At 73.3% G+C, this 24,159-nt stretch carries 19 protein-coding genes and 1 pseudogene; 10 read left to right on the top strand and 10 right to left on the bottom strand.

Annotated elements, in window-relative coordinates:
- The first annotated feature begins 278 nt into the window (after positions 1-278).
- Entirely contained in the window at positions 279-1,412 is a 1,134-nt protein-coding gene (locus ACFWVC_RS10155; protein WP_384281344.1) for a selina-4(15),7(11)-diene synthase, read from the top strand.
- Between the two features lie 71 nt (positions 1,413-1,483).
- The gene (locus tag ACFWVC_RS10150; RefSeq protein ID WP_384281337.1) at positions 1,484-1,918 is read left to right on the top strand and encodes a GNAT family N-acetyltransferase; all 435 of its coding nucleotides are present in this window, start codon (positions 1,484-1,486) and stop codon (positions 1,916-1,918) included.
- A gap of 646 nt (positions 1,919-2,564) precedes the next feature.
- On the opposite strand, the gene ACFWVC_RS10145 is transcribed toward ACFWVC_RS10150, so the two are convergent.
- The 6 genes and pseudogenes from ACFWVC_RS10145 to ACFWVC_RS10120 all read right to left on the bottom strand — a co-directional run bounded on the left by ACFWVC_RS10145 (position 2,565) and on the right by ACFWVC_RS10120 (position 8,452).
- Positions 2,565-3,056 (bottom strand): RrF2 family transcriptional regulator, encoded by a 492-nt coding sequence (locus tag ACFWVC_RS10145; protein WP_384281332.1) that lies wholly within the window; start codon positions 3,054-3,056, stop codon positions 2,565-2,567.
- A gap of 80 nt (positions 3,057-3,136) precedes the next feature.
- Positions 3,137-4,390, bottom strand: a complete 1,254-nt coding sequence (locus ACFWVC_RS10140; RefSeq protein WP_384281328.1) for a S8 family peptidase — start codon at positions 4,388-4,390, stop codon at positions 3,137-3,139.
- 49 nt (positions 4,391-4,439) lie between these two features.
- Positions 4,440-5,588 (bottom strand): glycosyltransferase 87 family protein, encoded by a 1,149-nt coding sequence (locus tag ACFWVC_RS10135; protein ID WP_384281324.1) that lies wholly within the window; start codon positions 5,586-5,588, stop codon positions 4,440-4,442.
- 62 nt (positions 5,589-5,650) lie between these two features.
- Positions 5,651-7,030: pseudogene (gene mptB, locus ACFWVC_RS10130) on the bottom strand (polyprenol phosphomannose-dependent alpha 1,6 mannosyltransferase MptB); the annotation flags it as partial.
- An 18-nt stretch (positions 7,031-7,048) separates the two neighbouring features.
- Entirely contained in the window at positions 7,049-7,540 is a 492-nt protein-coding gene (locus ACFWVC_RS10125; protein WP_384281319.1) for a hypothetical protein, read from the bottom strand.
- Positions 7,541-7,645: 105 nt separating this feature from the next.
- Positions 7,646-8,452, bottom strand: coding sequence for an alpha/beta fold hydrolase (locus ACFWVC_RS10120; protein WP_384281315.1), 807 nt, complete (start codon positions 8,450-8,452; stop codon positions 7,646-7,648).
- An 86-nt stretch (positions 8,453-8,538) separates the two neighbouring features.
- Here ACFWVC_RS10120 and ACFWVC_RS10115 point away from each other — a divergent pair, with 86 nt between their 5' ends.
- On the top strand, positions 8,539-9,669 hold the full coding sequence (locus ACFWVC_RS10115) for a DUF2786 domain-containing protein (protein ID WP_384281312.1): 1,131 nt from the start codon (positions 8,539-8,541) through the stop codon (positions 9,667-9,669).
- Positions 9,670-9,881: 212 nt separating this feature from the next.
- A complete protein-coding gene (locus ACFWVC_RS10110; RefSeq protein ID WP_384281308.1) occupies positions 9,882-10,625 on the top strand; it encodes a class I SAM-dependent methyltransferase in 744 nt (247 codons plus the stop codon).
- Here the strand turns inward: ACFWVC_RS10110 and ACFWVC_RS10105 are convergent.
- Positions 10,622-11,137, bottom strand: coding sequence for a pyridoxamine 5'-phosphate oxidase family protein (locus ACFWVC_RS10105; RefSeq protein ID WP_384281303.1), 516 nt, complete (start codon positions 11,135-11,137; stop codon positions 10,622-10,624). The two genes, ACFWVC_RS10110 and ACFWVC_RS10105, sit on opposite strands and share 4 nt — an antisense overlap.
- Positions 11,138-11,155: 18 nt before the next feature.
- On the bottom strand, positions 11,156-12,670 hold the full coding sequence (locus tag ACFWVC_RS10100; protein WP_384281298.1) for a von Willebrand factor type A domain-containing protein: 1,515 nt from the start codon (positions 12,668-12,670) through the stop codon (positions 11,156-11,158).
- Between the two features lie 843 nt (positions 12,671-13,513).
- Here ACFWVC_RS10100 and ACFWVC_RS10095 point away from each other — a divergent pair.
- Genes ACFWVC_RS10095 through ACFWVC_RS10085 form a run of 3 tightly spaced genes read left to right on the top strand, consistent with a single transcriptional unit; the run spans position 13,514 to position 16,380 of the window.
- Entirely contained in the window at positions 13,514-14,413 is a 900-nt protein-coding gene (locus tag ACFWVC_RS10095) for an alpha/beta fold hydrolase (protein WP_384281295.1), read from the top strand.
- Entirely contained in the window at positions 14,410-15,282 is an 873-nt protein-coding gene (locus tag ACFWVC_RS10090; protein WP_384281290.1) for a metal-dependent hydrolase, read from the top strand. Before ACFWVC_RS10095 ends, ACFWVC_RS10090 begins: the two co-directional genes overlap by 4 nt.
- Positions 15,283-15,297: 15 nt before the next feature.
- A complete protein-coding gene (locus ACFWVC_RS10085; protein ID WP_384281287.1) occupies positions 15,298-16,380 on the top strand; it encodes a PDR/VanB family oxidoreductase in 1,083 nt (360 codons plus the stop codon).
- A gap of 15 nt (positions 16,381-16,395) precedes the next feature.
- Here ACFWVC_RS10085 and ACFWVC_RS10080 read toward each other — a convergent pair whose 3' ends face one another.
- The gene (locus ACFWVC_RS10080; RefSeq protein WP_384281284.1) at positions 16,396-17,424 is read right to left on the bottom strand and encodes a rod shape-determining protein; all 1,029 of its coding nucleotides are present in this window, start codon (positions 17,422-17,424) and stop codon (positions 16,396-16,398) included.
- Between the two features lie 130 nt (positions 17,425-17,554).
- Positions 17,555-19,252, bottom strand: coding sequence for a SpoIIE family protein phosphatase (locus tag ACFWVC_RS10075; RefSeq protein WP_384281281.1), 1,698 nt, complete (start codon positions 19,250-19,252; stop codon positions 17,555-17,557).
- A gap of 149 nt (positions 19,253-19,401) precedes the next feature.
- Here ACFWVC_RS10075 and ACFWVC_RS10070 point away from each other — a divergent pair, with 149 nt between their 5' ends.
- The 3 genes from ACFWVC_RS10070 to ACFWVC_RS10060 all read left to right on the top strand — a co-directional run bounded on the left by ACFWVC_RS10070 (position 19,402) and on the right by ACFWVC_RS10060 (position 23,925).
- On the top strand, positions 19,402-20,478 hold the full coding sequence (locus ACFWVC_RS10070) for a peptidoglycan DD-metalloendopeptidase family protein (protein ID WP_384281276.1): 1,077 nt from the start codon (positions 19,402-19,404) through the stop codon (positions 20,476-20,478).
- Between the two features lie 182 nt (positions 20,479-20,660).
- Positions 20,661-22,271 carry a hypothetical protein gene (locus ACFWVC_RS10065; protein ID WP_384281271.1) on the top strand — a complete coding sequence of 537 codons (1,611 nt, stop codon included), beginning with the start codon at positions 20,661-20,663 and terminating at the stop codon, positions 22,269-22,271.
- Entirely contained in the window at positions 22,261-23,925 is a 1,665-nt protein-coding gene (locus ACFWVC_RS10060; RefSeq protein ID WP_384281264.1) for a hypothetical protein, read from the top strand. The genes ACFWVC_RS10065 and ACFWVC_RS10060 overlap by 11 nt, the downstream gene beginning before the upstream one ends.
- Positions 23,926-24,159 lie beyond the last annotated feature (234 nt).

Below are 24,159 nucleotides of genomic sequence, written 5' to 3'. Positions count from 1 at the left end.
GAATGCGCCCGTGCGCCCGCCGTGCGCTTGTCCGTGTCTGACACGTCCATGTCCCCTGGTCGCGGTTGGGCCGTGCGCCCCGCGCACACGAGGCGCACGGGCGGCGCAAGCAGTAGGTACGCCAACTGCCGTTCGCATGGCGAGATTGCGTGGCTTGACGCCATGGCGATATGCCGGGGTAATGGTCGCTGAAGCTGATCCATTCACGCCCCGTGCGGCCGCCTGCCGCGCGGCCCTTCGTGGTGGGCGGTGCACGGACAACTGAGAGGTGATCGTCAGTGGGGCCTGACCTGGTAGTTCCACCGATCTACTCTCCCCTCAGACCGGCGATCCATCCGCAGCACGCGGCCATCGACGCCCGCGCGGCCGCCTGGGCCGAGCAGTTCCGGATCGGTTCCGACGAGTTGCGCGGCCGGCTCGTGAAGCACGACATCGGGACCTTCGCCGCGCGGGTGCTCCCCGAGGGCAGGGAGGACGTCGTCGCCATCGCCGCGGACTTCATCATCTGGCTCTTCGGCGTCGACGACGGCTACTGCGAGGAAGGGGAGCTCGGCACCCGTCCGGGCGAGCTCATGGGAGCGCTCTCCCGGCTGCTCCGCATCGCGCAGAACCCCGAAGTCCCCATGCTGGCCGACGACCCGCTGGCGCAGGGCCTGCGCGACCTCCGGTACCGGATGGACCTGTACGGCACACCGGGACAGGTCGCCCGCTGGATCGACGCCCTGCGGGAGTACTTCTCCTCGGTCGTGTGGGAGGCGTCCTTCCGGAGCGCCGGCACCGTCCCCGACCTCAACGACTACACCCTGATGCGGATCTACGACGGTGCCACGTCCGTCATGATGCCGCTCCTGGAGATGGGTCAGGGCTACGAACTCCAGGCGCACGAACGGGATCTCACCGCCGTGCGGGCGGCGGCGGAGATGGCCTACTTCATCATCTGCTGGGACAACGACATCTTCTCCCACCACAAGGAGGCGCGGGCGGGCGGCTTCTACCTCAACGTCGTCCGCGTGCTGGAGGTCGAGTACGACATCCCGCGGCACCGGGCACTGAGCATGGCCATCGCGCAGCGGGACCGCGTGATGAATCTCTTCCTCCGCACCGCGGAGTACCTCCAGACCTACGGCAGCCCGCAGCTGCGCCAATTCCTCGACAGCCTCGGTCACTTCATCCGCGGGGCCCAGGACTGGGGAGTCAGCTCGATCCGTTACACCACACCCGACGATCCGGCGAACCTCCCCTCCACCTTCCGTGACACTCCGAGCGACAACAGCCCGGAGGCCCTGGACATCCCCGCGATCTCCTGGTGGTGGGACGTACTGCCGGAGCAGGACGAGCCCCGCCCGGCACAGGGGATCGCACAGACATCACTCGACTCCTTCCTACACCCGATCGCACAGCGCACGGCATAGATTCCGCGAACCCCCTAGCACAGAAGCTTGTGACCCGCCGGAGGTCTGCCGGGCCCTCTTAGGATCTACGCATGGAGCTGACATTCGTGGATGTACGGCCCGGCGAACCGGACATGACGGCGGAAGTGGGGCCGCTCATAAGGACGTTGAGGCCCGCTCTGACCGCCGACGGCTTCGCCGCCTTCGCCGGCGAGGCGAACGCGCAGGGCCTGGTCTTCACCGCCGCACGCGACAACCGGCGGCGCTACCTCGCCGTCGCGACCCACCGCGTGCTCGCCACCAGCCGGGGCCGCACCCTCTTCGTCGACGACCTCGTCACCGCGCTCGACGCCCGCCGGGCCGGGGTGGGCGCCCGGCTGCTGGAGGAACTGGAGATCAGGGCGCGCAAGGTGGGCTGCGAGCGGGTCGAGCTGGACTCGGGCGTGGCCAACCATGGCGCGCACCGCTTCTACCACACGTGCCGGATGGCGATCACGGCGTTGCATTTCGCGCGCGATCTTTCGTGAACCGGGGTGCGTCGTGGTTCCCGTTGGGTTTTTCCCCGCCCGCCCTCCCGGGTGCCCTGTGAAGTCACGCACCCCGGCGCGCGTTGTGGGGTGGGCCGGGGTCGGGGCCTCCGGGGCCAGCCATTCTGGACAGCACATTTCGGTGCCTCAGGCACTCTGCGTTGGTCACTCCGGGTTGTGCACCCAAATATGCTCCACAGTCCAGAACGCCCACCCCTCCACCCCCGCCCCCTCCGTAGTTGCGAGCGCCTGATCCCCAGTGGGGGGTATGGAGGCAGTCCGGGGGGACCGCGGTTGCCTGGAGACAGCCCCACCGGTGTGTGGGCGGTGACGCCTGGGCGGCTGATGTGCCGCCGCACCCACCCTCGGCCTGTGCCATGGCCGCCTTCCACCCCCCACTGGGGATCAGGCGCGAACACTACGGAGGGGGCGGGGTCGTAGGGGTGGATGTTCTGGACGCTGCGGCATATTTGTGTGCGGCATCCGGGCCGGGACGGGATGAGCAGGTGCCCGTCACGCACGTAAATATGCCAGTCCAGGACGTGCAGCCCCGGAGGCCCCGAACCCGGCCCAGGAACCATGCGCGTCGGGGCGCCCGGACTTCACAGGGCGCACGGGCGGGCGGGCGGGGAAAAAACCTACCCGGTCAGGATCGCGCTTCCAGGAGCCAGCCGCGGGTCCGCTCAGGGGCCTGAGGCGCGACCGCCCGAATCGTCCCCATGAGCCCCGCAAGCGTCTGCCCGGCCAGTTCGCGACGCCACGCGAGCTCCGCTCGGGACATGGCCTGCTGCACCAGACACGGCTGGCGGAAGTCGTCGCCGAGCATGCGGCCGTGGTCGGGGGACGCCTTGCGGATCTCGGTGCACTGGAACGCCTCGTCGCGTCCCTCGATGGCCGTGACGACGTCCAGGACGGTGATCTCCTCCGGCTGCCGGGCCAGCCGGAAGCCGCCGCGCGGCCCGGGGGTGGAGGAGACGATGCCCTCACGGGCGAGTGCCTGGAGCTGTTTGTTGAGGTAGGCCGTGGGCAGTTCGTAGAACGCGGCGAGCCGGGCCGCCGTGACGGCCTCCTCGGGACCGGCCCAGGCCAGGTTGAGGCAGCAGTGCAGTGCCCACTCCACGCCCTCGTTCATGCGCATGATCTCGATGCTACATGTCCAGATCTCGCTGTTCTGGACACTCGGCACCCAGGATTCCGGCCACGCTCAGCCGGAACCCGTCAAAGATCCCCGGTGAAGGCCAGCAGCGTCGGCGTCCCCCAGGGCGCGTCGGCCGAGGCGTTGGGCGTGGCCTGGGCGATGAGCCAGTTCTTGACGACCTCGAACGGGGCGTCCCCGTACGTGTCCTTGTAGAGCGCGGCGATCCCGGTGACATGGGGGGCGGCCATCGACGTGCCGCTCATCAGGGCGTACGACCCGTCGGGCCAGGCGGAGGCGATGTCCACGCCGGGCGCGGTGAGATTGACGCAGCTGCCGAAGTTGCTGAAGGACGCCAGGTGGTCGGCCTTGTCCGTGGCGGCCACGGTGAACGCCTCGGTCGCGCTGGCGGGGGAGATGACGCAGGAGTTGATGTCGTCGTTGCCGGCCGCGACGACCGGGAAGACCCCGGCGCGGGCCAGGCCGTTCAGGGCGTCGTTCATCGCGGGTGAGTACATGCCGCCCAGCGACACGTTCGCGACGGCCGGCTTGACCGCGTGCCGCGCCAGCCAGTTGATGCCCGCGATGATGCCCGAGTTGGGACCCGCGGCGTCGCAGTCCAGGACCCGGATGGAGACCAGGTGGACCTCGCGGGCGATGCCGGTGTGCGCGCCGCCGACCGTGCCCGCGACGTGCGTGCCGTGGCCGGCGCAGTCCTCGCCGTCCAGGCCGTCGTCGATCTCGTCGATGCCGGGAGTGGCCCGGCCGCCGAACTCGTCGTGGGCGAAGTCGATGCCGCTGTCGATGATGTAGGCGGTCACCTTGGAGCCGGTGGCCTTCACGGGGAACCCGTGCGTGTGGGGCGTGCGGTGGGAGATGCGCTCCAGCCCCCAGAAGGTGCCGGCCGCCCCGTTCGCACCGTTCCCGCCCTGGCGCTGCGGCAGACGCCGGGGCGGCGGGGTGACGCGGCCGTCCGGGGCGAGCGTGACCCGGGTGTCCTGCTCGACCTTGCGGACCTGGGGCAGCGCGCGCACCTGCGTCAACTGGGGCTCGGTCAGCGGGGCGGAGAAGCCGAGCATCGCGTCCTGGTAGAGGTGGTGCGGGGTGATCCCGGCGTCGCGGGCGACGCCCGCGGGGTCGCTGCCGGGGACGAGGGTCACGATGTACTCGCCCGGGATGGCGTTCGGCGCGCTCGCGCCCAGCAGCGGGGCGAGGGAGGGCAGCGGGGCCGGCACGCGCGCGGGCGCGGCGGCCGCCATGGGCAGGACACACACGGCGCTGACGGCGCTCACGCACGCGGCGGTCATGGTCAACGTCCGGCACAGGGACACACGCATGCGTGAACTCCTCGGTCGTCAGGGGGAGGCCGCGTGAGCCGTCGGACCGTCAGCCGGCCCGCTCTCCCACCCTGTCAGCCAAGATCGCACCGGTGCGCGCCCGGCTACGCCATCCGTGCCGGGGCCCCAGCAGCAGTCCCATGGCGATCCAGACGTACGCGCTGCCGCCGATGAGCGAGCCCGCGCCGCCCTGCCCCGGCTCGTCCAGCCACAGCCACACGATGCTGCTGCACAGGATCACGTACGCGCCGGCCGCCACCGCCACCCGGGCCCGGGTCCGCACCCGCAGCGCCTCACCCGCCAGCACGGCGAGCGCCGGGATCATCCACACCAGGTGGTGCACCCAGGTCACCGGGCTGACCAGGCAGGCCGCGACGCCGGTGAGCGCGACGCCGTTCGTGATGTCCGCGCGCCGCACCTTGTAGGCCCACACCGCCAGCACGGCCACCACCGCGACCGCCCACACCCACTCCGGCGCGTCGAGCCGGGCCAGGGTGCCGCGCAGCGACTGGTTGCCGGCGTAGGAGAGCGAGCCGACGCGGTCGGTGTCCCACATCGCGTGCGTCCAGAACGTCCGGGACGCACCCGGCGCGGCCAGTGCGGCCAGCAGCGTCGCCCCGGCGGCCGTGGCCGCCGCCGTGAGCCCGGCCCGGCGGTGCCCGCCGAGCAGCAGCCAGCCGATGAACAGGGCGGGCGTGAGCTTGACGGCCGCGGCCAGACCGGTCGCGTACCCGGCCCAGCGGCTGCCGCGGCGCAGCAGTTCGGCGTCGAGCAGCACCAGCGCGAGCAGCGCGAGGTTGACCTGCCCGAAGGTGAAGGTGTCCCGGACCGGTTCGAGCAGCGACAGCAGGCAGCCCGCCAGCACCATCGCGTACCAGTACGGCCAGCCCTCGCGGCGGATCAGCGGGCCGGCCGTCCACTGGAGGATCAGCAGCCCGGCGACGATGTTGAGGGTGGCGGCCAGGACCACCGTGGCCGGCCAGTCCACCCAGGCCATCGGCAGCATGCACAGCGCGGCGAACGGCGGATAGGTGAAGCCGTACGCGGTGCCGGGCCGTACGTAGTCGTAGAGCGCGCCGCCGTCGTGCACCCAGGAGTTGACCGCTCCGTGGTAGACGGCCACGTCGAACCAGTGCCGGTGCAGCGGCACCGTCGCGAGGAACACGGCCGTCGCGGTCACCGCCACGACCGCGCTCACGACGCGTAGCGCGCCGGGAGACCTGAGAGATCCGAGGGCACTGGCCATGGAGGTCCTGACGTTCATGAGACGGGGACCGGGCGGGCAGGCCACACCAGCCGCACGAGATGGATCAGGACGATCGGCAGCAGGGCCGCGGCGGCCCCCGCGGTGGCCAGGGCCACCTGGTGCGCGGTGGCCGGGAATCCGTTCGGAAGCACCGCCAGGGCCAGGACCGCGCTGCCCACGGCGGCCACCCGGCGCACCCGGCCGTCGGGGGCGGCCACGGCGAGCGGCACGAGCCCCCACAGCAGGTACCAGGGGCGTATCGCGGGTCCGAGCAGGGCCACGGCGAGCAGGCTCAGGCCGAGCGCGTACACCGGGCCGAGCCGCCTGCGGAACAGCCATACGGCGCCGATCGCCAGTGCGACGGCGACCAGGCTCAGCACCCGCCAGGTGTGCGGGGTGCCGATGAAGCGGGCCATCGTGTTGACCAGCGACCAGTTGGAGGCGGAGGCGGGCGTGCTCAGGGCGCCTATCCAGCCGTACCCCACGCCGGTCACCGCCGTGATGCCGACCGTCGTCCCGCCGGCGACCATCGCCACGGTGGCGCCCGCGCGGGCCAACCGCCAGCGCCCTTCCATGTGTTCGGCCCACAAGGTCGCCACGACCAGCAGTCCCAGCGCGGCCGGGGCCTTCACCAGGGCGGCCAGTGTCACCAGCACCGTCGCGACCACCGGCCGGCGCGCCAGCGCGGCGCCGAGACCGGCGCCCAGCAGGCCGAGCATCACCGCGTCGTTGTGGGCGCCGGCCACGAGGTGCAGCAGCACCAGGGGGTTGAGCGCCCCCAGCCACACCGCCTGCGCCGGGTCCGCCCCGCAGCGCCGGGCGAGCCGCGGCAACTGCGTTGCCAGCAGCGCCACTCCGAGCAGCGCCAGCGCCCGCATCCCGGTTATCCCGGCGTGTGCGCTCAGCCGCGCGAGTGCCAGGAAGGCGGGACCGTACGGCGCCGGGGTGTCGCGCCAGATCGCCGGCACCTCGGCCGCGGCCGCACCGCCGAGCACGCTCGGTCCGTAGGTGTACGCGTCGATGCCCTTGCTCACCATGGCGCCCTGCGCCAGGTAGCTGTAGACGTCCCTGCTGAACAGCGGCGGCGCCAGCAGCAGCGGCGCGGCCCACACGGCGAACGTCGTCAGCAGGCTCCGTATCGTCGGCGGCTGCGGCCCGCGCACCAGCCGGCCCAGCTGCCACCATGCCGCGATCAGCAGCCCGAGCCCGAAGTAGGCGACCAGCAGCCCGATCGCCGCTTCCCCCCGCGGCAGGGCGATTCCGTCCCGAACGGGCAGCGCCCCCGCGGCCCTTCCGCCGACGGCCAACGCGACCGTCCCGGCGAGTCCGAGAGCCATGGTGCGAGTCACTACCGCACGATCGCATCGCCGGGTGACCGCCGAACGACGCGCGGGCGACCGGCGGGTGACCGATCATCCCGAGAGCAGCCGCGCCGCCGCCACGATGCCGGTGAGTACGTCAGCCTGCGCGTACGGTGACGACTCCCGGTCGTACTCCACCTCGTCCAGAGCCTCCGCCCACTGCACCAGGTCGGCCAGTTCCCCATAACTTTCCAGCTCCGCGGCGGCGCCGCGAATCAGCCGGACCCCGTCGGCGGCGGGCAGTGCGCCGCGGGCGATCAGCCCGGCCCAGTATCGCGCCATCTCCCGGCGGGCGGCCGCGACGTCGGCGGGGAGCAGCGGCAGCAGACCCAGTTCCTCCAGGACGTGGTCGAACAACTCGTCCGCCATGTGGGCCTCGTTGCGCCCCAGCCCCGCGAGCATCCGCAGCGATGGGCTGTCCGCGCCCGCGAGCAGCGCGTCGAGTCCCGCCTCCACCAATTCCCGGCGGTCCGTGCCCGGCCATGCGTAACCGCGGTCCGCCGCGATCATCCGGATGTGGCTGATCGCCTCGCTCCTCGTCATGTACCCCCCCACGTCCGGTGGACTCCGGTGCGCGAACGCGCCCCGAAGGGGCGCGGGGAACTGCGCGACCAGCCCCCACGGACCCGCACTGTACGCACCGGGCCGTCAGTCGAGGCGGGCCGCGGCCTCGGCGATGATCGCGGCGACGCGGGCGGGCTGTTCGACGAGGACGCCGTGGCCGGCGCGGGGGACGCCGACGAGGGTGATCGTGGGGCACGCGCGCAGGTCGCGGCGTTCGCCGTCGGTGAGGCCGATGTCGTCGGCGTCGCCGCGGACGACCCAGGCGGGCAGGGCGGTGGCGCAGAGCCGGGGGACGAGGGAGCCGTGCCGGTCCAGGTGGTCGTAGTAGTGGCGCAGCGCGCGGTGGCAGAAGGCGGGGTCGTTGTCGGCGAGGACGGCGGCGAGGGTGTCGCGGCGTCCGGGCGGCAGTCCGTCGCGCACGGCCCGGGGGAAGAGCCGCAGCGCCACCGCCCAGGCGGCCCCGCCCAGCCCCGGGACGCGGCCGAGGCGGTCCAGCAGCGCGAACTCGGGGGCCTCGTCGTCCCGCGAGAAGCTGGGGGAGAGCAGGACGAGCGGGCCCGCGAAGGCGCCGGTGACCGCCATCTCGATGGCCACGGTGGAGCCCAGGCCCTGCCCGACGACGAGGTCGCAGCCCCGTTCGGCGGCGAGCCGGCCCAGCAGGCGGGCGTAGTTCTCCACGGAGACGTCGTCGGGCGCCGGGGTGCGCCCGAAACCGGGGAGGGTGACGGCGGTCAGGCCCAGGCGCGCGTCCGTGATCGCCGGCTCGGCCATGACGTCGGCGTAGAACTCGGCGGTGCACATGCCGCCGGGCAGCAGCAGCGCCCGGTGCCGGGCGTCGGCGGGGCCGGCGGTCCGGATGTCCCAGCCCGCGGGTCGGGTCTCGGTGCTCACGGGGCTCCACCCTGGTGCCGCCGCCCTGGTCGCGCGACCACCGTGCTCCGTACGCGGCGTGTCGCAGGGATGCGATCCTGGACGGCGTGCGCGACGTGACGACGGTGGTACGGGAGGCGTTCGCCGGCGCCGTGGGGGCGGCCGGCGAGGACGCCGAGTTCGCCGTGGACGCGGGGGCGTCGGCGCTGGCGGCGGTCGGCTGGGAGCAGGCCGGCCCGGCGGTGGTGGCCGCGGCGGACGATCTGCTGCACGGCTGCCGGAGCCGCGGCTGGGGGGACCCGGACCTGGTGCGGATGGCCCGCAGGGAACTCGGCCCCGAGCACGTGCGGCTCGCGGAGCGCCTGGTCGCCGCGGACGGCGCGCCGCGCGCGGAGGCGACCGCCCTGCTGACCGGGTACGCCCGCGAGGAGCGGATGGACCGCTTCGCAGCGGCGACCGCCGTGCTGGAACTCGTCCGCCTGCTGGGCCGGCTGCCCCGGATCACCCCGCTGACCGCGGCGCCGCCCCGGCCGGCGGCGGGGGGCGGCGGCGGAGGGTCCAAGCTCGGGCGCATCCGCGCGCTGCTGGCGAAGGCGGAGTCGACCCCCTACCCGGAGGAGGCCGAGGCGCTCAGCGCCAAGGCGCAGCACCTGATGGCCCGCTACAGCGTCGACGAGGCGCTGCTCGCGGGGGCCGCCACCGGCGACGGGCCGGGTGCGCGGCGGGTCGGCGTCGACCGGCCGTACGAGGCCCCCAAGGCGCTGCTGCTGGACGCGGTCGCGGCGGCGAACCGCTGCCGCGCGGTCTGGTCCGCGGAGTTCGGCTTCTCGACGGTGGTCGGCTACGAGGCCGACCTCGAGGCCGTGGAGGTGCTCTACACCTCGCTGCTGGTCCAGGCCGAGGCGGCGATGCTCCGCGGCGGTCCGGCGGCGGGGGGCGGCACGGTACGCGCCAAGGGCCGCAAGAACCTGTCCCGCAACTTCCGCGAGTCCTTCCTCATCGCCTACGCGGGCCGGATCGGGGAGCGTCTCGCCTCGGCCACCCGGGACGCCACACGCGAGGCCGGCGAGGAGAGCGGCGGAGGCGCCGAGGTGCTGCCGGTGCTCGCGGCGCGCGAGGTCGCGGTGGGCCGGGCGGCCGACGAGATGTTCCCGCAGACCCGTTCGCAGCGGCTCAGGGGCCGTGACCGCGAGGGCTGGGAGCACGGCACGGCCGCCGCGGACGGCGCGGAGCTGTAGGGGGCGGAAACCCGCCTGGGCGTCGCCGGGAAAGGGCCCGCGGCGCCCCCTCGCGGGGGTGCGGACGGCCGTGCGCACCCGGGCCGGTGGGAGGCGCCGCGCGGGACCGCGGCAGCCCCTCAGACACCCGCACCGACGATCGTGAAACCCGCGCTGAGCTGGGCTTTCGCGCCCCGCAGACCTAGGCTGCGGACACCGCGAAAGGAGACGTGATGGATCGTCACATCCGTACGGTCGAGGACGTGCTGGAACTGCTGGACGGACTGTTCGCACCGGAGGCCGACCGCTGGACGGACGGCGCGGCCGGCTGGTGGGACGGCTTCTACGCCGACCGCTCCAAGCCGGTGCCGTTCTTCGTGCCGAAGCCGGACGAGAACCTGGTCTCCTACCTCGGCCGCGGCCTGCTCACCCCGGGCGGCCGGGCTCTCGACCTCGGCTGCGGTCCCGGCCGCAACGCCCTGCACCTGGCGGCCGCCGGCTTCGCCGTGGACGCCGTCGACCTCTCGCCCGCGGCCGTGGCCTGGGGCGAGGAACGGGCCCGCGAGGCCGGCGTGCGGGGCGTGCGCTTCCACCGCGGCGACGCCTTCGCCCTCACCGCGGACGGCGGCCCGCTGGTGGGCCCGTACGACCTGGTCCACGACTCGGGCTGCTTCCACCACCTGCCGCCGCACCGCCGCGTCGGCTACCTCGCCCTGCTCGACCGGGTCCTCGCCCCCGGCGGCCACCTCGCCCTCACCTGCTTCGCCGCCGGCTCCATGGGCTCGGAGCTGCCGGACGCCGACTTCTACCGGCAGGCCCGGCTGCACGGCGGGCTCGCCTACACGCCGGAGTCACTGCGCGCGATCTTCCGCGGGCTCACCGAGGTCGAGCTGCGCCGCATGCGCGACGAGCCGCCCGGCTCCCCGCACTTCGGCGAGCCCTTCCTGTGGACCGCCCTGTTCCGGAAGACGCCCTAGAACAGCCAGCGCGTCTGGCTGTACGTCGTCCCCCGTCCGTAGGCGAAGGCCGTCCTCGGCTCGACCTCGTAGACGAGGGCCTCGTTGCCGCTCTCCCCGCGGAACATCTCGTCCCGCACCTCGAAGCGCCATTCCTCGCCGTACTTGGCCTCGTACACCGCGGCGATCCGGCGCAGCTGCGTGTCGCTGCGCACCCGCGCCGCGTCGCCCTCGACGACCACGTCCAGGCCCTCGTGCAGCGTGTTGGTGCCGGTGGTGAGCACCACCTTGGCGTTGCGGGCGATGTTGCGCGCCTTGCGCTCCTCGGCGCCGGTGCTGAAGTGCAGGGCGTCCTCGTGCCAGACCCCGATGAGCGGGGTGACATGGGGACGCCCGTCGGGGCGGACGGTGGTCAGCCAGTAGATCTCGGCATCGGCCAGGAAACGGCGCGCCTGGCTCCAGGTCGTCGGGTCGGCGCCGTCACTGCTGTAGCGGGCGTCGAGTTCGGCCTCGGGTTCCTTTTCTGCTGCCATGACTCCACTGATACTCCATCAACCCGCGCGGAGCGCGTACGCGCGGTCGACCGACTCCGCCAGGTCGGCCACGGCCGGGTCCTCGGTGGTGTCGGCCAGGGCGTGCGCGCGGTCGGCGAGTTCGGCCAGTCCCGGGGCGCCGGGCAGCTGCTCGTCACCGGTGGAGTACGTCCGCAGCGCGTCGGCGAAGTAGGCGGCCACCGCGTCCACCCGCAGCCGGGACGACGTGGCGGGGTCCCAGAGCGGGCCGGCCAGCCGGTCCGCCTCGATCGACGCCGACTCCTCGTGCGGCGCGCGGCCGACGGGGTCGAGCCAGCGCACGGTCGCGGTGGCGACGTGGCCCCGGGCGCCGGGCGTGAGCCGCACGGCGTACAGCGCCGTCACGGTGTGCCCGGGGCCGACCTCGCCGCCGTCCACCCGGTCGTCGCGGAAGTCCTCGTCTGCCACGGCCCGGTCCTCGAAGCCGATGAGGCGGTAGCGCTCCACCGTCCGCGGGTCGAAGGCGACCTGGGCCTTGGCGTCGCGGGCGCGCAGCTCCACGTTGGCCGGCAGCTGGTCCACGAAGAGCGCGCGGGCCTCGCGCTCGGTGGAGACGTACGAGGTGTGGCCGTCGCCCTTGTCGGCCAGCTCCTCCATCAGCGCGTCGCCGTACTCGCTGCCGACGCCGACCCCGTACAGCGCCACGCCGTGCTCCCTGCGCGCCCGGTCGATCCGCTCCAGCAGGGCGTCCGGCTCCGTCTCCCCGGTGTTCGCCAGCGCGTCCGAGAGCAGCACGACCCGGTTCGTGACCCCCGCACGGGCGCCCTCCAGTGCCACGTCGTAGCCGGCGCGCAGACCCGCCTCCAGATTGGTGGACTGCTCCGGCCGTAGCCCGTCGATCACCTCCCGCGCATGCGCGCGGGCGCCGTCGGCGCCCAGCCGGGTCATCGGCAGCGCCACCCGCGCCCGGTCGCTGAACGTCACCACGGCCAGCGAGTCGTCTCCGCGCAGCTCGCCGGCCGCCGAACGCAGCGCCTTCTGCACGAGGTCGAGCCGGCCCGGCTCGGCCATCGAGCCGGAGACGTCCACGACGAAGGTCAGCGCCGCGGGCTTGCGCGCCGCCCTGTCGGCGGCGCGCGTGGCCAGCCCGATCCGCAGCAGCGACCAGCGCGAGCCGGCCGCGGCGGTGCGGGCGCCGTCCGCGGTGACGGAGAAGCCGTCGCCGGCCGGGCTCGGGTAGTCCTGGCGGAAGCTGTTGACGAACTCCTCGTACCGCACGGCCGACGGCTCCGGCAGCTGCCCGCCGTCCAGCCGGCGCCTGGCGTAGCCGTACGACGCGGTGTCCACGTCCAGCGCGAACGTCGACAACTCGTCCTGCGCGGGGGCGCGTTCGCCGTCCACCGCGGCCTGCGTGCGTTCCGCGACGTTCGCGGGGGCGGGAGCGGGGCGCGGCGCCGCGTCATGCCTGCTTCCCCGTGGGCCTCCCGCGCCGCAGCCCGCGACCAGTGCCGCGGCCGCGACCGCCACCGTGACCGCTCTTGTCGTACTCCTCATGGTGTGTCCCCTCCCCGTCCGGCTTCTGTGACTGTGACGTACGGGGCCTTCCCAGGGGGGCTTCGGTGGCGTTGCGGATCCGTCTCGTTCGGGCAACGCGCCGCTGGGCTTTTTCCCACCCGCCCGCCCTCCCGTGCGCCCCGTGAAGTCCGGGCGGCCCGGCGCGCGTTTCGTTGGGTGCCGGGTTCGGGGCCTCCGGGGCCGGCCATTCTGGACAGCACGTTTTGGTGCCTTGGGCACTCCCCGTTGGTTACTCCGGGTTGTGCACCCAAATATGCTCCACAGTCCAGAACGCCCACCCTCCCCCAGCCTTCGGCCGGGGGTGCCCCCACCACCCCCGCCCCCTCGGTTTCGTCATGCGCCTGATCCCCAGTGGGGGGTTTGGAGGCAGTTCGGGGTGGCTGCGGTTGCCTGGAGACAGCCCCACCGGTGTGTGGGCGGTGACGCCTGGGTGGCCGATGTGCCGCCGCACCGACCCTCGGCCTGTGCCATGGCCGCCTTCCACCCCCAACTGGGGATCAGGCGCGAACACTACGGAGGGGGCGGGGTCGGAGGGTGGATGTTCTGGACGGTGCGGCATATTTGTGTGCGGCATCCGGGTCGGGACGGGATGAGCAGGTGCCCGTCACGCACGTAAATATGCCAGTCCAGGACGTGCAGCCCCGGAGGCCCCGAACCCGGCCCACCACGCACGCGCGTCGGGGCGCCCTGACTTCACAGGGCACACGGGAGGGCGGGCGGGGAAAAAACCTACCCGCACAGCAAGCGCAGCGCATTGGTAGACACGACGTCAACAAGCTGCCATCGTGACGCCAGCACCCCCGACCACGAAGGGCGGCGAGCATGGCGCAGCGCTGGGTCAAGGCCTCCGACGGGGTCCCGCTCGCGGTGTACGAGCAGGGCGACCCCACAGGGACCACCGTCCTGTGCGTGCACGGTTTTCCCGACGACCACCGGGTGTGGAACGGCATCGCGACGCGCCTCGCCGCACGCGGTTTCCACGTCGTGACCTACGACGTGCGCGGCTCGGGCGCCTCCGGGGTGCCGCGCCGCACCCGCGCGTACCGGCTGCCGCAACTCGCCGCCGACACCACGGCGGTGGCGGACGCGGTGAGCCCGGACGCGCCGGTGCACCTGCTGACCCACGACTGGGGCTCCGTGCAGAGCTGGCACACCGTCAGCACGCCGGAACTCGCGCACCGCTACGCCTCGATGACGTCCATCTCGGGCCCGGATCTGGACCACACCGGCCGCTGGTACCGGGCCCAGTTGCGCCGTCCCACGCCCGCGCGGCTGGGGAAGCTCGTCCGGCAGTCGCTGGCCTCGCAGTACGTGGGCTTCTTCCATCTGCCCGGTATCGCCGAACTGGCCTGCCGCAGCGGCTTCCTGGACGGTGTCACCAAGAGGCTGCGCCGCCTGGAGACCGGTGAGCCCCCGGAGGGCTACGGGCCGGGGCCGGCCGCCCGCAACCGGGCCGGGCTCAAGCTGTACCGGGCCAATGTGCTGCCCCGCATGCTCCGCCCGCGGCTCAGGCACGCCGCCCTGCCGGCACAGGTGCTGGCCCCGTCCAAGGACGTGTTCGTGCTGCCGCCGTGGCAGACGGAGATCACCGACTGGGCCCCCGGCGCGGAGATCCACCACGTGGACGGCGGCCACTGGCTGCCCAGCCATCGCCCGGACCTCGTCGCCGAGTTCGTGGAGCGGATGGTGGAGCGCGCCGAGAAGGAGGGGGCCGCCGCATGACCGCCGAGCCCGAGCACCTCGTCCTCAAGCCCCGTGACGTGCACTGGGACTGGGACGGACTGCCCCTGCGCTACCTGGACGACGACGCCTTCCTCACGCACTTCGCCAACGTCCTCAACATCCTGCTCCCCGAGGGCGAGGAGTGGTTTCTCACCGTCTTCCAGCAGGCCGTGCCGCTGATCGCGGACGACCGGCTGCGCGAGGACGTCATCGGCTTCATCGGCCAGGAGGCCATGCACGCCCAGGCGCACCAGTCGCTGCTGGCCCACTTCACCGCCGCGGGGCTGGACACCGACGGCTTCATCGCCCAACTGCGCTGGTTCTTCCAGGAGATGCTGGGCGACCGCGGACTGACCGGGAAGGCCGCGCACGGCTGGCTGATCGAGCGGGTCGCGATCATCGCGGCCATCGAGCACGTCACGTCCTTCCTCGGCGACTGGATCCTGGGCGCCCGGGGGCTGGACGCGCTGGACAAGCACGAGAAGGCCGAGGCCGTCCTCGACCTCTACCGCTGGCACGGCGCGGAGGAGGTCGAGCACCGCGCGGTCGCCTTCGACCTCTTCACGCATCTCGACGGCCGCTACCGGCATCGCGTACGCGCCCACCTCGTCGCCTTCCCCGTCCTCCTGTACTGGTGGGTGCGCGGCCTGCGCTGCCTCATGGCCGAGGACCCGCTGGGCGCGGGCAAGCCGCGCCGGCGCGACTGGTTCCGCGGCGCCCGCCGCGGCCTGCTGCCGCCGCCGCGTGCGGTCGTGCGGCTGTTCCTGTCGTATCTGCGGCCCGGCTACCACCCGTCCCAGTACGGATCCACGACCCAGGCCGTCGCCTATCTCGCGTCCTCGCCCGCCGCGCGGGCCGCGCTCCACTGAGGAGGGTTCCCGCCCGTGTCCCCGTACGACCTGCGTGTCCCACCGCCCCGCAGGGCCGGTGGCTCCCGCCCCGAACCGCTGCTCGCGCTGCTGGCCCGGGTCACCCCGCTGCTGGTGCGCGGCAGCGCGCGGCGCGCGATACGGAGGCCCGCCGCGGTCGACCGGGCGCTGGCGCTGCGCGTCGCCGACGTCACGACCGAGGCCGAGGGCGTCGTGGGACTGCGGCTGGTCCGGGCGGACGGTGACGGAGCGCCGCTGCCCGGATGGCGGCCCGGTGCGCACCTCGACCTGGACCTGCCGTCGGGGCGGCGGCGCCAGTACAGCCTGTGCGGCGACCCGGCCGACCGGGACGTCTACCGCGTGGCCGTGCGCCTGGTCCCGGACGGTGAGGGCGGCTCCCGGGAGATGCACTCCCTCACTCCGGGCGCGGTCCTGCGCACCCTGGGCCCGCGCAACGCGTTCCCGCTGGCGCTGACCGGCACCGGGTCTCTGCTGTTCGTCGCCGGGGGCATCGGCATCACGCCGATCCTGCCCATGGTGCGCGCCGCCGCCGTCGCGGGCGCGGACTGGCGGCTGGTGTACGCCGGACGCGACCGGGCCTCGCTGCCGTACCTGGACGAGCTGACGGAACTGGCGGCGTCCGAGCCCGCCAGGCTGCGGGTGCGCAGCGACGCGGAGGCCGGCGGTCCGCCCTCCGCCGCCGAACTGCTGGCGGGCGCCGGGCCGGACACCGCCGTCTACTTCTGCGGGCCGCCCGCGCTCATCCCGGCGCTGCGCTCCGCCCCGGTGCTGCACCTGGAGCGCTTCTCGCCGCCGCCGATCACCGACGGCACGGCGTTCGAGATCCAGCTCGGCCGCGGCGGGGCGGTGCTCCCCGTCCCGGCCGACCGGACCGCGCTGTCCGTGCTCAGCGCCGCGCGACCGGCCACGGCGTACTCCTGCCGGCAGGGCTTCTGCGGCACCTGCCGGCTGGATGTCCTGTCCGGCGCCGGCAGCGTGCGCCACCACGGCAGCGCGGCGGCCCGCCGCACGGACGACGCGATGCTCGTGTGCGTCTCCCGTGCCGAGGCGGGCGCGCGCCTGGTCCTGGACGTGTGACGGGCCTGAACCGCCCTAGGCCGACAGCGGGTCCATCGGCATGGGCAGTACCTCGCCCTCCATCATCGCGCCGAGCCCGCGTACCGCGCAGACGTCCGGCCGGTCCGCGATCGTGACGGGCATCCCGGTGGCCTGACGGAGCATCATGTCCAGGCCGGGCAGCAGCGCGCTGCCGCCGGCGAGCATGATGCCGCGGTCGGTGAGGTCGGCGACCAGATCGGGCGGGCAGCGCCGCAGGACCGTGCCGATGCCGTCGACGAGGGCCCCCATCGGCATGCGGATGGCCCGGCGGACGCTCTCGATGTCGACGGTGACCGTGCGGGCGATGCCGCTGGCCACGTCCCGGCCCTGGACCTCCGTGCTCGGCGCGGTCGGCCCGGGGGCGGAGAGGATCTCGTGCAGCGGCCGCACCGACTGGGTGGGCAGCACCAGTTCGTGCGTGTTGCGCACGTGCTGCACCACCACGTGGTCGATCGCGTCGCCGCCGACCGGGATGGTCTCGGCCGCGACGATCGCGCCCAGCGACAGCACCGCGATCTGCGTCGTGCCGGCCCCGCTGAGCATGATCATCGTCGCCTCGGGCTGCTCGACCGGCAGTCCGCAGCCGACCGCCGCGGCGATCACGGAGTCGACGAGTTCGACCCGCCGAGAACCGAGCCCGTACAGCGTCTCGATGGCCGCCCGCTGGGCCAGCGGCTTGCTGCTGTTGGGGGTGCACACCGCGGCGCGCAGCATCGGCTTGCGCCGCCACGCCTTGCGCAGCCGGCCGCCGAGCAGATGCCGGAGCATGCGCTGGGCCATGTCGATGTCGACGACCATGCCGGCCTGGATGGGGCGGACGACGCGGATGTGGTCGGGGGTGCGCCCGGTCATCTGCTCGGCCAGCGATCCGACGGCGATGAGGGCCCCGCTGTGGGCGTTGACGGCGGCCACGCTGGGCTCGTCCACGACGAGTCCCTGTCCTTTGATGTAGACGCGGGTCCGTGAGGCGCCGAGATCGACGGCTACGGAGCAACGGCGCAACTGCGCGAGGCTGACGGTCACGGCAGGTCCTCCCCGAGGGAGCCGGTTCCCGGGACCGCCCCGGTGGCAGTCCCGTATGATCATCGTGACGGTATTGCCCCGATTTCGCCCGCAGTGTTGCGCCGCCCGGGGGAAGCGTCCTCCCTGCGGCCTAGCGCATGACGCGCGCCGCGAGGACCGCGATGTCGTCCTCGGCGGGCTCGCGGACCAACAGGGACAGGATCCGGTCGACCAGGGCGCCCAGATCCCCGTCCGGGTGCAAGCGCAACCGGGCGAGCCGGTCGAGGGACGCGTCGATGTCCTCGCCGCGCCGCTCGACCAGGCCGTCGGTGTACAGCAGCAGGATGTCGCCGCGCCCGCACCGGCCCGAGAAGACCTCGTAGCCGCCGTGCCCGGTGCCCAGCGGCGGCCCGACCGGCACCCGGACGAGCTCGACGGAGCCGCCCGCGCGGATCAGGGCGGGCGGCAGGTGCCCGGCGCTGGAATAGGCGCACTTGCCGCGCGCGGGGTCCATCAGCGCCAGCAGGCAGGTGGCCGGCCGCCCAGACTCGGTCTCCGAGACCAGGGTGTCCAGCCGGCGCAGGATGCGGTGCGGCGGCAGGTCCGCACTGGCCACGAAGCGCAGCATCGAGCGGTAGTGGCTCATGTCGACGGAGGCCTCGACACCGTGCCCCATGACGTCGCCCATGGCCAGCAGGGTGCGCCCGAAGGACAGCCGTACGGTGTCGTACCAGTCGCCGCCCACCAGGGCGCTGCTGCCGGCCGGCTGGTAGCGGAAGGCGGCCTCGACGGTGGGGTGCGGCGAGCCCGGCTCGGACATCAGCGCGCGTTGCAGCTCGAGGGTGATGCCGTGCTCGTGGGTGTAGCGGCGGGCGTTGTCCAGGCTGATCGCGGCGCGGCCCACCACGTCCTGGGCGATCTCCACGTCCCGGTCGGTGAAGCCGGGCGACTCCCCGCCGCGGACCATGGTGACGGTCCCTATGGGATGCCCGCGCGCGGTCAGCGGGACGACCAGCGCGGAGTGGATGCCGACCGCGCGGTAGGCGGCGATCCGCTCGCGGCCGCCCGCGGAGCGCGCGGCCGTGTCGTCGCCGCACAGGTCCTCCAGCACCGGACGGCCCGACTGCAGGCAGCGCGGGATGGTCGACCCCTCCTGGTAGTCCAGGTACTCCCCGGGCTCGCCGAAGATCTTCACCTGGTCGCGCAGATTGGGGAGTGCCGCCATCGCCACGCGGCGCAGCCGCAGCAGACCGCGGCTGTGCGAGGCGGTGCCCTCGGGAGGCAGGACGTCGACGCTGGCGATGTCGGCGAGCAGCGGGACGAGGAACCGGGCCAGTTCGGAGCAGGTGGCCTCCATCTCCAGCGTGGTGCCGATCAGGGTGGCCGCGCGGTCCAGCAGGGCCAGCCGCTCGCGGGCCCGCTCCAGTTCGTGCTGCTCGTGCCGTGAGGTGCTGACCTCCAGCACGATGCCGACCAGGCCGAGCGCCGTGCCGTCCGGGCCGCTCAGGCGGTGGTATGCGCCCAGCCAGTAGCGCCGGGCCGGCCCCGACGGCGCCCGGGTGTGCCCGCTGGAGGACACTTCGCGGGAGGTGCCGTCGGCCAGGACCTGTCGCATCGCCTCCTCGCCGGCGTCGTCGAGGTCGGGCAGCACCTCGGGGATCGTGCGGCCGACGTGGGCCGCGGCGGAGACCCCGTTCATGCGGGCGAGGGCGGGGTTGACGTAGACGTAGCGCAACTGCGGGTCGAAGATGCCCACGCCCGCCGGCGTGCCGTCCAGCACCTGCCGCAGGACCTCGTGGTCCAGCGGTGACCAGCTGCCGGGCCCGCTGCCACCGCTCACCCGGGTCATCCTCCTGTCCGCCGAGTGCGCCCGTACCCATGATCTGGCGGTCGGCCGTTCGGCGCACGCCCGGATGCGATCACCCCGGCGGGTGGCTATGGGCCCCGGCGGGGCGTGTCGCCGGAGCCCCGCGTGCGGCCGGCCGCACGATCGGCCCGATGCGATGCAAGGCGGTGGCCGCGGTGCTGTGCCTGCTGCTGGCGGTTCCCTTCCTGGCGAGGGGGACGGCGCCGGCGACGGCGGCTGCGGCGATGCGCCTGCCCGCGGCCGGCCCGGGCGTGGAGCGGCTGTACGCCGAGGCCGAACGCGCCGTGGAGCGGTACGAGCAGGTGGAGCGGGCGCTCGGGCGCAAGCGGGCCGAGCTGCGCGAACTGCGGGTGGCGACGGTGGGGGAGCGGCGCCGGCTGCGGCTGCTGCGGGACCGGGTCGGGGCGATGGCCCGCACCGAGTACCGCAACGCGGGACTGAGTCCCTCGGCGCGGCTGCTGCTGTCGGGCAGCCCGGACCGCCTGCTGGAGGACGTGACCCTGGTCCGCCAGGGCGAGCACGCCGAGGCCGCGCTGCTCCACGCGCATCGCGCCGCACAGCGCCGGCTGGCCGCGGACCGGGCGGCCGTGGCCGCGGCGCTCGAGGCGCTGGACCGCCAGGCGCGATGGCAGGCCGCGCTCCGCAGGAGCATCCAGGAGAAGCTGCTGCGCGCCGGCGCCGGACTCGCCGCCCGCTACCTCGCCCTGCTGGGCGGCGACGTCCCCGCCCGCTGCCCGCACACCGACCCCGACCCTGACGCCGACCCGGCCGCCGCCCGCCGCGGTGTCCCGCTCTGGGTGAGCCCGGTGGCCCACTACTCGCTCTCCGCCGGCTTCGACGACGCCGGGTCCCACTGGGCGCACCGGCACACCGGCCAGGACTTCGCCGTCCCCTCCGGCACCCCGGTCCGCGCGGTCGGCGACGGCACGGTGGTGGCGGCCGGCTGCGGCGACGGCTTCGGCAACCAGATCGTCGTGCGGCACGACGACGGCTACTGCACGCACTACGCCCATCTGTCCGTCATCGAGACCGCGCCGGGCCGCCGGGTGCGCGCCGGGCAGCGCATCGGGCTGTCCGGCAGTTCGGGCAACTCCACCGGCCCCCACCTGCACTTCGAGGTCCGCGTCACCCCGCAGATGGGCTCGGCGGTCCCCCCGCTCCCCTGGCTGGCCCGGCACGGCGTCCGCGTGGCCGGGCCGGACGGCTGAACTCCCGGCACCCCACCCCCACCCGCCACAGCTGTCACACAGGTCCGTTAGTGTTCGGCCTCCGGCGTGCGATCTTGCCGCCGCCGGCTTTTCTGACCTGTGGGGGGTCCTGCATGCGCATATCGCGCGCACCCAGACCTGCCGTTCTGCACGCGGCAGCCCTTCTTCTGACCATCACCGGCGTGGCGGCCTCGACCGCCGCGCCCGCCTTCGCCGACAGCAACGCCTCCGTGCAGCAGGTGGCGACCGGCGAGGACGGCACACTGGCCGTCCGGTTCGACGACCCGAGCGCGCTCTGGGTCAAGATCAGCGTCCGCGCCTCGGCGGCGGACGACGCGCCCGTGCTCGCCTCCACCGACGACGTGGAGTACAGCGAGTCGCGCGGCTGGTACACCCGGCAGCCGGTGCGGCTGCCCGAGGGCACGCCGTACGGCGACTACCCGGTGGACGTCGACTACCGCATGCCGGGCGGCACCACGCAGCACTGGTCCGGCACCGCGAACTACCCGTCGGGCCGGCTGAACTACCGCAAGCACACGGTCGTCGCCACGGCGGCGTTCGACCGCGCCTTCACCGACTACGACCACCGCACGCTGAACGTCAGCGGCACGGTCACCACCTTCGACCCGGCCACCGGGACCACCGTTCCCGCGGCGCCCGGCGTGACCGTGCTGGTCAACTGGGTGGAGGCCGACGGCTACCTGCGGACCAAGAGTGTCAAGGCGACCACGGCCGCGGACGGTACCTTCCGCCAGTCGGCGACCGTCAACGGGGCCCTGTCCCGGGTCGGCACGTACGTCGGGGGCGTCCAGCCGGCCGACACCGCGCCGGACAACTCGATGGACCTGCCGGAGATCCCCGCGCAGCCGCTGACCTACCGGATCAGCGCCGATCCGGCGCACACCCGGGTGCACAAGGGTGTCGCGTTCGCCATCAAGGGCACCGTCCAGCGGTTGACCGCCGACGGCTGGAAGCCCTTCGCCGGCGCGAGCGTGATCACGGGCTCCCAGCCGGTGAACACCTCCTCGCACGCCACGTCGGGCGTGATGGGCACGGGTACCGCGGACGCCGCGGGCGGGTTCGCCTACAACGTGACGGCGTCCACGACGACGCCGCACTACACGTACGTCAAGCCGAACGGCTACTTCGCCTCTTTCCCGCAGGTGACGAACCAGCTCTACGTGCCGACCTCGGGGTCCTTCTCCGGGATGAAGATGTCGATCGACGCGTACGGCAAGGTGAAGGCGACCGGCAAGCTCTCCGGCACCTGCTCCGGCGAGAAACTGACGCTGCAGTACTCCAAGAACGGCAGCACGGGCTGGGGCACCTTCAAGACCGCCCACGCCGGCCAGAAGTCCGGCAGCACCTGCTCCTTCTCGCTCACCGAGTACGGCTGGCTCGACGGCTACTACCGGATCCACCACGACGAGTCGAACGCGATGCTCGCCGCCGCGTCCGGCAAGTCGCGGCTGCACCGCACCGACACCCGCTTCGCCGCCTTCGACATGACGCCCAACAGCCCGCGTCTGGGCGGGGCGCTCACCGCCAAGGGCACCCTGCAGTACAAGTCGGGCAGCACCTGGAAGGCGTACAAGGGCGCGAAGATCGTCATCGTCTTCAAGCCGAAGGGCGAGAGCACCTGGTACTGGGCAGTGAAGGGGAAGACCGACTCCTCGGGCCGCTTCAGCCTCAAGACCAAGGCGTACGACGACGGCACGTGGGGCGCCTACCTGGAGGCCGACTCCACGCACTTCTACAGCGAGTCGAAGGATGAGTACATCAATGCGCGGTGACACCTCACGGCGCGCGCTCGCGCTGATCGCCTCGGTCGCCGCCCTGTCCGGCGGACTGGCCGTCACGCCCGCCCTCGCCGACGACGCCGGACCGGTGGTCATCGGCGCGGCCCGGACGGTCGACGACCAGCGCGGCACCTTCACCGTGCCGGCCTGGACCGACGCCGCGGGCGCCGCCCTCACCTCGGTCACCGCGACCGTCCGCGAGGGTGACACCGTGGTGGCGGACGATCTGGCACTGACCCCGTCCGGCGACCGCTGGGCCGTGCCCTCGGACGCGCCGCTGAAGCTGACCGAGGACGGCGGCACCGTGCCGCACCTCGGCCGCTACGCGATCGACGTCACCGCCACCGACGATCAGGGCCACAGCACGACCCGCGCGGACGCGGGCACGCTGGACTTCACCTTGCGCCCGGTGCTGCAGGAGAGGGGGTTCACGGCCTCCGTCCTGGACTTCACCCACCGCGAAACGGGGGCGACCGGGACGCTGGAGGGCATCCAGCCGGGCAGCGGCGACATGGTCCCCGTCGAGGGCCGCACGGTCACCGTCACCATGGTGCGCAACGCGCAGGAGACGGCGCCGCTGCTGAGCCGGACGGGGACCACCGACGCCGGTGGCGGCTTCGCCACGCCGGACTTCACCGTTCCCGGCAGCCGCGGGTTCTTCACCACGTTCACCGAGGACGGTGACGAGGTCCACGGCTCGGTCCGGGAGTTCTCGGTCCCGTCGTCCTACCAGTGGATCCGGGCGACGGTCACCGCGAAGGCGGACCGTACCCGGGCGCTGCCGGGCCAGAAGATCACCATCAGCGGCACGGTCAGGGACGACGTCACGGGGCTGCCGGTGCCCGGCGCCGAGGTCACCCTGGGCCTCAACTCCGTGCCCGAGGGCCGGGTCGTGGTGACCACCGGCGCCTCGGGGGCGTTCTCCGGCGCGATCACCGCCGTGCCGCGGGAGTACGGCAGTTGGTACGCCTCGGTGACCGACGGCTACATCAGCGACCCCTACGGGGCCGGTGGCCCGATGGTCCTTCCCGAGGACGGCGCCTTCACCAACGTCAGCTCCAAGATCGACGCCCAGACCAAGGTGACGGTCTCCGCGAAGCTGTGGGCGACGTACAACCGGGACCTCCCCATCGGCACGGCGCAGCTCGTCCACCTGGAGTACTCCAAGGACGGGAAGGCCGGCTGGACGGATCTCGGCACCGCGCACTCGCAGTACAACGGCGGCACGGTCACGGTCAGCAAGTGGGGCCACCTCGACGGCTATTACCGGCTGCACCACTTCACTTCCAACCAGCTCGCGGACACGGTCAGCAAGCCCGTCCGGCTGACCCGCACCAACACCCGCATGTACTCGATCAAGGCGTCCGCCACCAAGGTGAAGAAGGGGGCCACGGTCACCTTCACCGGCACCCTGAAGGAGTACGTGTCCGGCACGTGGCGGCCGTACAAGAGCAAGCACGTCGAGCTGTTCTTCCAGAAGAAGGGCTCGACGAAGTGGACGTACGTGGCCTCGGCCACCACGAGTTCCACGGGCAAGGCCACCCTCAAGGGCAAGCCCGCCTCCGACGGCAAGTGGCTGATCCAGTACTTCGGTGACTCGAAGCACTTCGACAGCGACGGCACCGCGGTCTACGTCGACGTGCGCTGACGCACGCGACCGACGCACCACCCGCACGACGCGCGAGGGCGGGGATCTGGCCGGGCGACCGGTCAGTCCCCGCCCTCGCGCCGTGCCGCCTCCGCGCTCAGCGACCGCCGCAGTTCGTGCGCCTCACGGCGGTCCTCGGCGGTCGCCTCGGTGACGTCCAGGAAGATCTGATCCAGCTCGGGGAACTCGTCCGCGAGCATCCCCTTGATCCGGACCGCCGCCTCCTCCACCGTC

Source organism: Streptomyces sp. NPDC058691, from assembly GCF_042714775.1.
GTDB lineage: Bacteria > Actinomycetota > Actinomycetes > Streptomycetales > Streptomycetaceae > Actinacidiphila.
This window is presented reverse-complemented; position numbering and strand designations above follow the sequence as displayed.